Genomic DNA, 12,623 nt, shown 5'->3' with positions numbered 1-12,623 from the left:
AACAGCCGCGATTTTAGCAGCGTGCGCTGTGCCAGCGCATGATCAGTTGCTAATAATCAAGTATCGCCTGTCCCTCCCATGGCATTGTCGTTTCTCCAAGGCATAAACCGGAGGCGGCGATGGATGACGGCGGCGACGATTTTTCCAGGTATTTCGAGCAAGACCAATTGATGGGCGAAAACCGTCCCTTGCGCCTGCGCCTGGCCTCCACGCACGGGCTGCCCGCTGGCGCCTTGCTGCCGCAAACCGTGTTTGGCCGGCAAGCCATCTGCGGCGGCATCGCGTATCGCCTGCTGTGCGTGTCGCGCCATGCAGGCTTGCCGCTGGCCAGCCTGATCGCCTTGCCGGCCGCGCTCGATATCGTCACCGATCGGGGCGAACTGTGCAGCGTGTGCGGCATCGTTACCGAGGCCAGCGCCGGTGACAGCGATGGCGGGTTGGCCAGCTATCAGCTGGTATTGACCGACGTGTTTTCCATCATGGACAAGCGCGTCAATACGCGCGTGTTTCGCCGCCACAGCGATATCGAGATCGTGCAGCTGCTGCTGGATGAATGGATACGCAGCAATAGCGTTCTGGCCCATGCCTTCCAGTATGCGTATGCCGATTTTTTTCAAACGCAAAGCTATCCGCAACGCGAGTTCGTGATGCAGCATAACGAGTCCGATGCGGCCTTCGTGCGCAGGTTGCTGGCGCGCAGCGGCGTCGGCTGGTTTTTCCGTGCCGGAGAGCATGGCCCGGCCCATGCCCCGGCCGCACCGTCGCACACCCTGGTACTGTTCAACCATGTCGATGGCTTGCGGCAAAATGCGGCGGGCAGCGTGCGCTACCATGCCGAGCGCGCCACCGAAGAGCGCGATACCCTCGGTGCCTGGAGCGAAGTGCGCACCTTGCAACCTGGCAAAGTTACGCGCCATCGCTGGAATGAGGAGCACCCGCGCGGGCGCGCCTTCATGTTGGCCGAGATGACGGCACAGGGCAGGGGCGGCGTGCACGGCAATGCGCTTGCCGCCACCCTCGACGATTACCTGGTGCTGCCGCCACGCGCGGCGCAAACGGGCGCCTCGGACCACGACGCGTTGTGCCAGCTGGGCATGCTGGCCATGCAGCGCCACGACTACGCCAGCCATTGTTTCCATGCCGAAGGCAGCGTGCGCGAGCTGTGCGCGGGCGAGTATTTCACCTTGCTTGGCCATCCCGATATCGACCGCCTGCCTGCGCTTGAACGCGATTTTGTCGTCACTTCGCTGCAGGTGGCGGCGCAGAACAACCTGCCGCCAGCGCTGGCCGCGCGCGTGGCGCGCTTGTTCGAGCGCAACCGCTGGCTGCAGCAAGCTGATGCGTTGACGCAACGTGATTTTGATGCCGTGGTGGCGCACGGTCCCTTGCGCATGCATGTGGTCCTGGCGGCGGTACGGCGCGGCGTGCCCATCGTGCCCGCCTACGATTCCCGCACGGACCTGCCGCCGCTGGCCATGCAAAGCGCGGTGGTGGTCGGGCCTGCCAACGAAGAGGTCCATTGCGACGCGCATGGCCGGGTCAAGGTGCGCTTTCCCGCCACCCGCGCTGCCGACCATCGGCATGCGAACGGCACCGGCGCGGGCGACACGGACGCCGATTCGGCCTGGGTGCGCGTGGCGTCGAGCTGGGCCGGCAATGGTCCGGGCAGCGGCCGCCAGTGCGGTTTCCTCGGCTTGCCGCGGGTGGGCAGCGAAGTATTGCTGGCGTTTCCGGGCGGCGACCCGGACCTGCCGGTGATTGTCGGTCAACTGTATAACCATGGCGCGCAGCCGGTAGCCTTGTCGGACGCGGGCGAGCTGCCTGGCAACCGCTATTTGTCGGGCATGAAAAGCCGCGAGATCAAGGGCGCACGCGCCAACCAGCTGCGCTTCGATGACACGCAGGGGAAAATCAGTGCCCAACTGGCCAGCGACCATGGCGCCTCGCAGCTGAACCTGGGCTGGCTGGCGCGGGACCGCCACAACGGCCAGGGCGCGGCGCGCGGCGAAGGCGCCGAACTGCGTACCGATGAGCAGCTGGCGCTGCGGGCCGGCAAGGGCATGCTGCTGTCGGCCTGGCAGAAGCTCGATGGTGACGGTGGCCAGATGGCGCGCGGCGAGATGCTGGCGCTGATGGAAAATTGTCTGGACCTGTTCCGTTCGCTGGGCAACTATGCGGCTACTCATGAAGGCGGCAAGCCGGAAGAGCAGGCGCAGCAGGAACTGCAGCAGAGCCTGAAAAGCTGGGAGGGCGCCAGCAATACCGAGCCACGCGCCGAGCCGGGTGGTGAGCCCGTGATCGCCATCACGGCGCCGGCCGGCATCAGCTTTGCCAGCTCCAAGGCCATCATCAGTTACGCCGCCAGCAATATCGATACGGTGGCGCAGCAGCATCTGCAATGGGTGGCGGGCCTGGGCTGCAGCGTGAACGCCGGCAAGGGCATCTCCCTGTTTGCCCATGCCGACGGCCTGCGCGCCATCGCCCATCACGGCAAGCTGCTGCTGCAAAGCCAGCACGACGACACCGATATCAATGCCGGCAAGAATCTCAAGCTGACGGCCAGCGAGGGCAAGATCACGGCCATGGCCGACGAGATCGTGTTGATCTCAAAGCACGGCGCCTTTATCCGCATCGCCGATGGCATTACCTTGGGCAGCAAATCGCCACTGAAGTTCAACGCGCCCAGTTTTGCCTTTGGCGACGCGCAAACCATGGCAGTGCAATTGCCGGGCTTTGCCGATGCGAAGGCCGACCAGCAATTCCAGTTTGAATATGAGGACGGTGACGGCAAGCAGGAAGCGCAGCTGGCGCCGCAATCACCGTTTGAAGTGCAACTGGGCGATGGCTCGACGGCGGATGGACACAGCGATGCGGCCGGCAAGAGCGAGCGGATCGAGCGTGACGCCATGCACCTGGCCGGCATCGAAGTGTTCAATAACAAGGATTGACAACAGCGGAGGCGGCGATGAGCATCTATCCGAAAGTACCGTATGTGGTGGGCAAGGACGTGACGTTGCTGCAGTGCGAGCGCACCGTCTGCAAGAAAGTGAAAATACGCCGCAATTTGCCGGGCAATATCATCGTCGTCCATGGCGTCAACGACCTGGGCGTCAGTTACAAGGCGGTGGAACACGGCCTGTGCGAGGGCTTGAAAGAGCGCCTGGGACGCGGCTTCACGCCGGCGTCCTACCGCATGCCGGTGGCGGCCGACAAAGACAAGCTGGAAGAAGACCCGGACGCCGTGTTTTTCAAGCGCAGTTTCAATGAAGAGACGAACAGCCCGGTGATTCCGTTTTACTGGGGCTACCGTGAGGTGTCTGACAAGACCGGCACCATGAATGGCCAGTATGTCGACCGCCATGGCAACCGGCTGGACAAGGATCTGTCGAAAGAAGGCGGCCCTTTCGGCAACGCCACCAGCAGCCTGCCTGACATGTGGCGCCGGGGCATACATGCGCCGCTCGATCCGGTCGGCGATGCCCTGCGGCCATTGCGCACTGCTCCCGGCCGCATGTATATGGTGCTGGCGGCGCAGCGCCTGGCCGCGCTGATTTCCATGATTCGCGATTACGATCCCGGCGACACGGTCAGCCTCGTCGCGCACAGCCAGGGCTGCCTGCTGTCGCTGCTGGCGCAGGCCATGCTGATGGAAAAGGGTCTTGCGCCGGCCGACACGCTGATCCTGATGCATCCGCCGTACAGCCTGGTCGATAACATTCCCTCTTTGATGAAAGTACTCAGTTCGCTCGATGGCGGCGAGGATGCGGCCATGCTGCCGCATTACCACTTGCTTGACGGTATGCAGACGCTGTCCGCGCGGTTGAAAACCTTGGTCAATATTGTGGCCGGGGTAGGAAAGGGGGCCGGCAAAGCGGCTGCGCCGGCGTTTGCCGAGTTGAAAGACGACAAGCATCGGGGCATGGTCGGCAGCGGCTGGAAGGCGGAAGCGGACCGCGACAACCGGGGCAAGGTGGTTCTGTATTTTTGCCCTGAGGATATGACGGTGGCGCTCGATAATATCCAGGGCATGGGCTGGGATGGGGTGGCCGATATTGCCACCGGTAGCGAGGTCGCGACCGAGGATAAAGTCTACGATGATGACGGCCAGCGAGGCGTTATCAGCAAGCAAGTAGTGCGTGATCATGTGCGCAAACCGCTGGAGGAATTGGGCCAGCATTTTTATCAGCGCGTATTCAGTAACAAGGAACGGCTGGATACTGGGACGGGAAAAGTTGGCGTGTCGCTGGTGGGAAAGCCACCGCCGTTCGATTTTCCGTTACGTTTGGCGAACGAAAACGAGCAATCGCATGTGGAAATGTCCCAGCGCGCAAACCGTGCTTCGCACAAGCCAGTGGCCTGGCCGATCAACAACAAACTCAGCAAGACGGAACAGCGCAATGGCATCCGTACCATCACGGGCGAAGCATTGCACAAGCCGGTGCCAGCCGACCTGCGCGGCATGTCGCAAATCGATCCCGTCGATATCCCGGCCACCTCAATGATGAAAAACCGCAAGCCGGCCGACCAGGGACCCGCTGGCGAAGTCGACCCCTGCGAAGCGACGATCGCTCCGACCAGCGGACGCGGCATGCAAGTGCGCAGCGAGTATCGGCCTGATCCGGGAGGCTATGAGAAGTATCCTCAATATGAAGAGCCTCTCAATGACCGGGACTTGGCATTGATGACAGCCAGCTACAACAAGGAAATGGGGCTGGACAAGAAACCCGCACTGGATCGGCGCACGGTGGTTTCCGCAACACGGTATCCCGATAGCAAAGTGCTGGCGCAGATTGCGGAAAGCCCGAATGAATCACGGCTGCGCTGGCAGCGTGAAGTGAGCGCCAAATCTTTTCACAGCTCGATCATCGGCAGCGCGAAAAATCATAGCCAGGTAACGGCGTATGACGTGGCCATCGGCAGCGGCAAAGCCAGTTCGGATCCGAAGTTTTATGCGTATTTGTGTGCGGTGGCGGATTGGCGGGTGAAAACTCCCAAGTCAAGTGACAAGCCGAGGGATGGAATACTGTTGGCCGATAAATTTCGTACTTTGCATGCCGTGTATCTGGCTGTCGAACCACCATGGCGTAAAGAAATCATTGACGGAAATATCGACTATTACAACAGCGGCGTCCTGCCTGCGGGACTGCCATTGCTGTCAGGGAACCTGTGGAAGATCGTCATTTCTCAGACAAAGAATATGAAGGTGGTGACTGAAAAGCCGGTGAAAAAATAAGCAGGGATATCGATCGATGCAATGTTACTCAAAGGTGATGATCATGATGCTGCGTTTATTCTGGTTTCTATCGTTAGTGCTGGTGTTGATTGTAGGAGTGTTATGGATAGGTGCTGCCGCAAAGAGCGACACCCGTCGCCAAATATCGCAAAAGCTGTCGGCAGAAGCGAATACCACTGCCGGTAAGCATGTGCAACGCGAGTACGTACTGGAAGTGATCGGGCTGGGTGTCACGCTGGACAAGTACCGGCAAGGCAAGTTGTGGGATGCCCTGCAACAAGGAAGTCCTTTTGTCACCATCCGCGAGCAGGATCCCAAGAAATATCCATGGACAGGGACGGACAAGGACGGCAGGGGAGGTAGCCGAGCCTATGACGCACTGGAAAACGGCATCAATTTCACGCCCATCTGCTGGGGAATGCCGTCGTTTTATGCCGGTACGCCCATACTTGATCCTGCTAAACAGCCGACTCCGGCTGATCCGATGGCGGGATTGGTGGCCGGGGCTGTGACCGGCGGATTACCCATGCATCTTTTCTCGACCGCATCCTGGAAGCTCGACGAGCATCCCGATGATCTGTTGAACGAAGTGTTCGCGTTTTTTGATGCGCATCCGGATGTGCCTTATGTCGTGATGCATTCCGAAGACAGCGTCGGTACCCGGGATGGGAATCGCAAGCCAGGCGATCCGATGAAGCTGATAGATGGCTATTACATCCCGGATATGCCCGATGCCACTGCGGTGTTTGTCCTGGCGCGCAGGGAGCGAGTCGCATCGATGCTGCCCTATGTATGGGACGATCCTGAGAATAAATTCGTCAATCAGCAGTTGAGGGCCATGTATTTTGAATTAATGAATTCCTTGGCCTCACCGCCAGACACCAGATGGTCCAATATCCCTGTGCCGCGCCAACCCACCGTCCCCGAATGGCTGGCCGCCACCGCCAAATTCGCCCAGCGTTCCGATATCCGTGGCGCCGGCCTGTACCAGTTCAATGCCATCAACCCATGGATCCACCGGCCGCCGCAAACCTGGAAACCGACGCCGTGGTTTCCGATTCCGTGGAACCGCGCGCAGATGGAAACCTTCGACCGCCTGCCGTCATTCGGCTTCGTGCACCGGCCCGTGTTCGTCAAATTCAAGGACGAGAACGGCAAGCAGGTGACGCGCCGTGACGAGCGGCAGAAAATCTTCAATGCTGGCTGGCAGGAAGCGCTGCAGACCTTGCCGGAAACCGAACGCAGCAAGGGGGCGGCGCGCATTATTGCCGCCACCGGCAAGCAGCCGGCGCAGCAATTGATGTTGGAAAGCATGCTGCACGATTACGCGGCGCAGGGCGGGCCGGAGCTTGACAGCAGCAAGTCGGCCCAGTTCATCAACACCGACCATCGCCTGGGCAATACGGGTGCGGCCACCTTTTTCGTGCAGATGGCCATCGGTGTGATGGGCAGCTACCGCGACGGCGGCGCCAGCGCGGCCATCAACCTGCGCGACCGCGATGCGGCGAGCATCATCTTTATTACGCCGCCGACGGACGCCGTGCGCAAGGAACAGGAACCGCGCGAGATCTTCCGCAGCCGCGTCACGCCGGCGGTCGACCCTGCCAACTATGCGGCGCCATCGGTGGAATCCCTGCTGGAAGAGCAGGCGACGAAATAGGAGGCTGCCATGCGCAACGTCATTCGTCTCGGCGACGCCACCACGCACGGCGGCAAGGTGGTGTCCTGCGCCGCCAGCCACTTCACGGTGGGCGGCATCGCGGTGGCCTGCGTGGGCGACCTGTGCAGTTGCCCGGTCAAGGGCCACAAGGGCTGCACCATTTCCAGCGGTAGCGAACGTCACACCATCAATGGCATCGCGGTGGCGTTCGAAGGCGACCGCACCAGCTGCGGCGCGACCCTGATTGCCGGTGGCGCCACTTATGGTGACACCTGATCCAGCTGCCGCTCCTCTATAATTCCTCGACCGACCTTTCAAGGAATTGCATGCAAGTTACTACCCTGCATCCACTGGCGCTGCTGGCCTTGCTGGCCTGTGGCGTTTCCGCCAGCGCCGCCGAGCGCGCGGCGCCGCAGACCCGTACGGCAACCAGCGAGGAACGCCAGTCGTTCGCGCAGTTTTATGCTGGCCGTCCTGCCACGGCGCGTACCCTGTTCGAGGTTACGCGTGATGCCTCCGGACGTGGCTGGACCGTCAGCGCCACCACGGAAGCGCCGCCGCACCGGGGCCAGGGTGCGCTGTGCCGCACGCATCGCACCAGCTTTGTATTGAAGGGCGCAGGCAAGCAGGCGCGCTGGGAGGAAAGTGGGGTGGCCTATTACGCCTGGCTCGACCGTGGCGCCTGCCGGCCGGTGGCCGAGCCGGTGCGTCTGCTGCAGCGCGTGCCCGATGCCGAGCTCGAAGGCGTGTTGCTGTACCAGAAGCCGCTGTTGGCGCGCGCGCGCTTGTTGATGGCGGGCAACACCGAATGCGCGCCGCTGCGGGCCTTGAACTTCAGCCTGGCGGCGGTCGATGTGGGCGCCCCGCGGCCGCAAGCCCAAGAGCAATATGCGCTGGTGTTCAGGAGCGATCGCGACAGTTACGCCCGCATCTGGCTGCGCAGAAGCGGCCAGCAATATGACGCCTGGACGGTGACTTGTCCGCCGGTGCTGTAAACTGCGCGTCTTGTTTTCTTCTCTTTGAATGCCCGCCATGAATCCGAACTCCACTTCCGCCCGCAGCTGGGGCACCGTCGTTACCCATAGCGACGAGATGGCCATCATCTATCGCTATGTCGACACCTTCCATGACGACTGGGACCTGTCGTCGCAGCCGGACCGCATCATCATCGCCTGGCGTTATGAAGACGAGACCGGCATGCCGTCGCCGAACGAGCGCGAGCACATGGAAGAGCTGGAAGTGGCGCTGGCGCCGGTGGTCGAAGAAGAGGGCTTTGCCACCCTGGCGCTGGTGTCGACCGGCGAGAACCTGCGCGAATGGATTTATTACACGCAGTCGGGCGAGGAATTTTTCAACCGCCTCAATACGGCGCTGGCGCCGCGGCCGAAGTTCCCGATTGAAATTCGCAGCGCGGCCGACCCGGCATGGTCCACTTATGCAGGGTTCATGGCCGCTCTGCCACAAGGCTGATCAGCTCAACGCTGCGACGACGATGCGCGTGGCTGCGGTGATGATGTCCTGATTGATCGGCGCATCTTTCTGTTCGCGCGTGTAGTAGATGGCGATCACCAGCGGCGCGGTGGCGTCGCCGGACGGGTAGGCCACGCCGATATCGTTGACGCTGCCGTAGGCGCCCGAGCCTGTCTTGTCGGCCACCTTCCAGCCGGCAGGCACGCCGGCGCGGATGCGCTTGTCGCCGGTGGTGTTGCCGCGCATCCAGGTGTCGAGTTGCTGGCGCTGCGCGGCGGGCAAGCTGGTGCCCAGCAGCAGGCCGTACAGGCTCTTCACGGTGGCCTCCGGGCTGGTGGTGTCGCGCACTTCGCCGGGGATGGCGCTATTGAGTTCGGTTTCCCAGCGTTCCAGCTGGAACACCTCATTGCCGATGCTGCGCGCATAGGCCGTCACCGCCTGCGGGCCACCCAGTATTTTCATCAGGAAGTTTGCCGCGCTGTTGTCGCTGGTTTGCAAGGTGGCGGCGCACAGCTCGGCCACGCGCATGCCGGTGGCCACATGTTTTTCCGTAACCGGTGAATACGTGACCAGTTCCTTGGCTTCATAGCGCACCAGCTGGTTCATCAACTGCGGCTCGCTGGTGCTGCGCGCCAGCACGGCTGCCGCCAGCATGGATTTGAAGGTGCTGCACATGGGAAAGCGCTCGTCGGCGCGATGGCTGATGCGTGCGCCACTGCCCGTGTGCAGGGCCGACACGCCCAGGCGCCCGCCGGCGGCCTGCTCCAGCGCCGCCAGTTGCGCTTGCGCGTCGGCCACCGTGGTGGCCCTTGGTGCGGCATGCAAGAGTGCGCTCGGGCACAGCATGGCCGCGCCAGCAAGGATAATGATATGGCGGCGGGTGAGGTTCAGTTGTTCGGTCATGGTCGGGTTTTGCCTTGGTTGGTCGAGATGGTGGCCAGTAACTCGCCGATGGCGTGCAGACTGGCCGGCTTGGTCAGATGATGGTCGAAGCCGGCCGCGCTGGACTGGCTGCGGTCGTCTTCGGCGCCCCAGCCCGTCAGGGCGATCAGCACGGCGTGCGCGCCGGCCGGCGTCTGGCGCAGCGCGCGCGCCACGTCGTAGCCGCTCATGCCCGGCAGTCCGATATCGAGAAACACCACGTCGGGCAGGAATTGCGGTGTCACGGCCAGCGCCTGGGCGCCGTCGTGCGCGACCTCGGTGGCATGGCCCATGATGGCCAGCACGTCGGCCAGGGTGTCGGCGGCGTCGACATTGTCATCGACCACCAGCACGCGAAACGGCACGGCAGCGGTGTTTGAGCCCTGTGGCGCGCCGTGGCCCCGCGCTGCGGGTGTTGGCGGTGCCAGCGGCAAGCGGATGGTAAAGGTGCTGCCCAGGCCTGCACCGGGGCTGGCCGCGCTGGCGCTGCCGCCGTGCAACTCCGCCAGGCGGCGCACCAGCGACAGGCCGATGCCCAGCCCGCCTTGCGCGCGGCCCATGTTCTGGCCCACTTGCGTGAACATTTCAAATACGGTGGGCAGGGACGCGGCCGGAATGCCCATGCCGCTGTCGCGCACTTCGATCACCGCCTCGTCGCCATGGCGGCGCGCCGTCAGCACGATCTGGCCTTTGACGGGCGTGTACTTGGCGGCGTTGTTGAGCAGGTTGCCGACCACCTGCGCCAGGCGCGTCGGGTCGGCGTCCAGCGGCAAGGCCTGCTCATCGATGTTCACCTGCAATTGATGCTGGTTGGCCTCGATCAGCGGCAGGCTCGTTTCCACCGCGCTGGCGATAATGGTTTTCAGGTCCGTGCGTTCGCGCTTGAGTTCGATCTGTCCGCGCGTGATGCGTGCCACGTCCAGCAGGTCATTGACCAGGTGCACCATCTGGTTGACCTGCCGCTCCATCACGTCGCGCACGCGCGCTACCGTGGCCGGCTTGTCGGACGCCAGGCGCATGATTTGCAGGCCGTTGCGTATCGGTGCGAGCGGATTGCGCAATTCGTGCGCCAGGGTGGCCAGGAACTCCGTCTTGCGGCGGTCCATTTCCGACAGGTCGTCGGCCAGCTGGCGCAGTTGTTTCTCGGCACGCTTGCGCTCGCTGATGTCGGTAAACAAGACCGTCAGTTTTGTACTGCCGGGCCCGCCCAGGCGCGCCGCAAAAATTTCGAACCAGCGCTCCATGGCGTGCGCTTCGTTTTCGTAGCGCATCGGATGACCGCTCTTTACCACCTGGTCATAGATGTCGAACCAGTGTTGATCGTGATCGGGCACGAAGCTGCGGATGGTCCTGCCGATGGCGTTCTCCAGGCCCGACTGCTTGACGAAAGCCGGGTTCGCTTCCAGGTAGCGGAAGTCGACCGGCTTGCCCTCGTCGTCATACAGCATTTCTATCACGCAAAAAGCCTGGTCCATCAGGTCGATCAGGGTGCTGTAGCGCTCTTCGCTGTTCGACAGCGCGTCTTCCACCAGGCTCTGGCGTGTAATGTCGAGTATGACGCCCGGAAACTGCAAGGGCGTGCCGTCGGCGCCGTATTCGGCGCGGCCGCGCGCCAGCACCGAGTGGTACTGGCCGTCGCTGGCGCGCACGCGGTAGCGCGACTCGAACGGCTGTTGCGACTGCAGCGCCTGTTTGATCTGTTTGCCGACCCGGTCGCGGTCATCGGGGTGGATCACTGCCACATAGCGCGCCAGCGGCGCCGGACCCGCGTTGCCGGTGTCGACCGGAAACAGGCGCGCCATATTGCTGTCGACAGTGACCTTGTCGGCCACGATATCCCAGTTCCAGGTGGCGACGTCGCCAGCGGCCAGGGTCAGGCGCAAGGTTTCCTCGTTGTGCTTGCTGGCGCTGATGTCGAGCGAAATGCCGGCCAGGCCGATCACCGTGCCCGAAGCGTCGCGGGTGCAGGTGCCACGCAGGTGCGCCCAGTGCAGCGAGCCGTCAAGCCAGCGCACGCGTACTTCCACTTCGAAGTCGCCGGCGCTGGCGATCGCTTCGCGCACCACGGCATGCCAGCGCTGGCGGTCCGGTTCCAGCATGGCGGCGCTCAGTTGTTGATAACCCACGCGGCTGCCCTCTGCAAAGCCGAAGTTGGCCATGCAGGTGGCCGAGCAGTCCATGCCGCCGCTGCCCAGGTCGATATCCCAGGTGCCCATGCGGCCGCCCTGCATGGCCAGCCGCAAGCGCCGTTCCGCCTGCCGCGTGGCGGTCACGTCGGTATGCGAGCCGACCCAGGCGCTGACGGCGCCGTCGCTGCCATACACGGGCAGGATGCGGGCGACCACATTGCGGTAGCCGCCATCGGCATGGCGCAAGCGGTATTCGGTGGTGCGCACGTCCGACGGGTGCGGATAGGCGGCGTCGGCGATGGCGCGGTCGTCAGGATGCACGGCGTTCAGCCAGCCCTTGCCCATCAGCTCCGTCGTGCTCTGGCCCGTGTAGGTGCGCCAGGCAGGCTGGTCGGCATCAAAATGGCCGGCCTTGCCGGTACTCCAGGCAATGTCGCAATGGGCGCCCAGCAGGGTGCGCGCGCGCAGGGCGTTGTCGGCCAGCTGGCGGGCAGCTTCCAGGCGCGCGCTGATGTCGCGGCAGATGGCCAGCACAGATTGTGCGCCAATGCCATCGGCTGGCAGGCGGTGCAGCATGACTTGCCAGCCATTACCAGTGGCGCCGCCAAGCAAGGTCGCCTCGCACTGCGCCTGGCCGGTGCTGCGCGCCATGTGCAGCGCCGCCAGCGTTTGAACATTGTCGCTTGGAGTCCAGAGCCGGTCCCAGCTGTTGCCATGCAGCAAGCTCTGTGCGCTGGGGTTCAGGCCGCTCAAGCTGCCGTCGGCGGCAATCGTGAAGACCAGGTCCGGCGTGAGGTCGAACAGGAACGGGGCCGCATGGGCGGTGCTGGCGTTGGCAAACAGGTTCTGGCGGGGTTCGGACATGGACACGGTCGGCTACGGTACGTGGACTGCGCTTGCACCGGTATGGGGCAGTGCAGCGATTGCAATCATTGCGATATTACAGGCATTTGCAAGCTCGGGCGTTTCCGATTGCAGCCATATCGTGCCTTTTCATGGCGCTTTTGAATTGTATGAAAATCACCATGAAATCGGCGAAAAGGATGGCTTTGTGGCTGAATAACCACTATCTGGGCGGTTCTTTCGGTGAATGGATTGTGCATGGCAACAATATTCTTGCGGCCCGAGACAGGCATGAATTAAATTGGCGCCTTGTTTTTAAAGTTGGCGTCTGCGAGACATCCAGACGATGCGGCCATGCCCGCTGCCG

Annotated in this window: 9 protein-coding genes; 7 read left to right on the top strand and 2 right to left on the bottom strand. The window is 62.9% G+C overall.

The window, feature by feature from the left end; translation table 11 throughout:
- Nucleotides 1-119: 119 nt before the first annotated feature.
- From ASR47_RS12755 to ASR47_RS12730, 6 genes are read left to right on the top strand one after another with little or no spacing between them, the layout of a single operon-like run.
- Nucleotides 120-2,948 (top strand): type VI secretion system Vgr family protein, encoded by a 2,829-nt coding sequence (locus ASR47_RS12755; RefSeq protein WP_065308150.1) that lies wholly within the window; start codon nucleotides 120-122, stop codon nucleotides 2,946-2,948.
- Nucleotides 2,949-2,965: 17 nt separating this feature from the next.
- Nucleotides 2,966-5,233, top strand: coding sequence for a T6SS effector phospholipase Tle3 domain-containing protein (locus ASR47_RS12750; protein ID WP_065308149.1), 2,268 nt, complete (start codon nucleotides 2,966-2,968; stop codon nucleotides 5,231-5,233).
- 43 nt (nucleotides 5,234-5,276) lie between these two features.
- Complete coding sequence (locus tag ASR47_RS12745) at nucleotides 5,277-6,893, top strand: type VI lipase adapter Tla3 domain-containing protein (RefSeq protein ID WP_171898935.1); 1,617 nt, start codon at nucleotides 5,277-5,279, stop codon at nucleotides 6,891-6,893.
- Nucleotides 6,894-6,902: 9 nt separating this feature from the next.
- On the top strand, nucleotides 6,903-7,169 hold the full coding sequence (locus ASR47_RS12740; RefSeq protein WP_065308147.1) for a PAAR domain-containing protein: 267 nt from the start codon (nucleotides 6,903-6,905) through the stop codon (nucleotides 7,167-7,169).
- Nucleotides 7,170-7,219: 50 nt separating this feature from the next.
- Nucleotides 7,220-7,888 carry a hypothetical protein gene (locus ASR47_RS12735; protein ID WP_065308146.1) on the top strand — a complete coding sequence of 223 codons (669 nt, stop codon included), beginning with the start codon at nucleotides 7,220-7,222 and terminating at the stop codon, nucleotides 7,886-7,888.
- Nucleotides 7,889-7,925: 37 nt separating this feature from the next.
- Nucleotides 7,926-8,363 (top strand): DUF695 domain-containing protein, encoded by a 438-nt coding sequence (locus tag ASR47_RS12730; protein WP_065308145.1) that lies wholly within the window; start codon nucleotides 7,926-7,928, stop codon nucleotides 8,361-8,363.
- On the opposite strand, the gene bla is transcribed toward ASR47_RS12730, so the two are convergent.
- On the bottom strand, nucleotides 8,364-9,266 hold the full coding sequence (gene bla, locus ASR47_RS12725; protein ID WP_082988894.1) for a class A beta-lactamase: 903 nt from the start codon (nucleotides 9,264-9,266) through the stop codon (nucleotides 8,364-8,366).
- A complete protein-coding gene (locus ASR47_RS12720) occupies nucleotides 9,263-12,277 on the bottom strand; it encodes a hybrid sensor histidine kinase/response regulator (protein WP_065308144.1) in 3,015 nt (1,004 codons plus the stop codon). The genes bla and ASR47_RS12720 overlap by 4 nt, the downstream gene beginning before the upstream one ends.
- Between ASR47_RS12720 and ASR47_RS12715 the strand changes: the two genes are divergently transcribed.
- Nucleotides 12,276-12,476, top strand: a complete 201-nt coding sequence (locus ASR47_RS12715) for a hypothetical protein (RefSeq protein ID WP_065308143.1) — start codon at nucleotides 12,276-12,278, stop codon at nucleotides 12,474-12,476. The genes ASR47_RS12720 and ASR47_RS12715 overlap by 2 nt on opposite strands.
- Nucleotides 12,477-12,623: the final 147 nt, after the last annotated feature.

The sequence above is a fragment of the Janthinobacterium psychrotolerans genome, from assembly GCF_001677885.1.
Lineage (GTDB): Bacteria > Pseudomonadota > Gammaproteobacteria > Burkholderiales > Burkholderiaceae_D > Janthinobacterium > Janthinobacterium psychrotolerans.
The sequence above is the reverse complement of the archived record's forward strand: the minus strand, read 5'-3'. Positions and strand labels throughout refer to the sequence as shown.

Bases quoted from the DNA above. Each gene is read 5' to 3' on its own strand.
- ASR47_RS12750 (WP_065308149.1), top strand. From the start codon at position 2,966: ATGAGCATCTATCCGAAAGTACCGTATGTGGTGGGCAAGGACGTGACG.
- bla (WP_082988894.1), bottom strand. From the start codon at position 9,266: ATGACCGAACAACTGAACCTCACCCGCCGCCATATCATTATCCTTGCT.
- ASR47_RS12720 (WP_065308144.1), bottom strand. From the start codon at position 12,277: ATGTCCGAACCCCGCCAGAACCTGTTTGCCAACGCCAGCACCGCCCAT.
- ASR47_RS12735 (WP_065308146.1), top strand. From the start codon at position 7,220: ATGCAAGTTACTACCCTGCATCCACTGGCGCTGCTGGCCTTGCTGGCC.
- ASR47_RS12745 (WP_171898935.1), top strand. From the start codon at position 5,277: ATGATGCTGCGTTTATTCTGGTTTCTATCGTTAGTGCTGGTGTTGATT.
- ASR47_RS12755 (WP_065308150.1), top strand. From the start codon at position 120: ATGGATGACGGCGGCGACGATTTTTCCAGGTATTTCGAGCAAGACCAA.
- ASR47_RS12730 (WP_065308145.1), top strand. From the start codon at position 7,926: ATGAATCCGAACTCCACTTCCGCCCGCAGCTGGGGCACCGTCGTTACC.
- ASR47_RS12740 (WP_065308147.1), top strand. From the start codon at position 6,903: ATGCGCAACGTCATTCGTCTCGGCGACGCCACCACGCACGGCGGCAAG.
- ASR47_RS12715 (WP_065308143.1), top strand. From the start codon at position 12,276: ATGGACACGGTCGGCTACGGTACGTGGACTGCGCTTGCACCGGTATGG.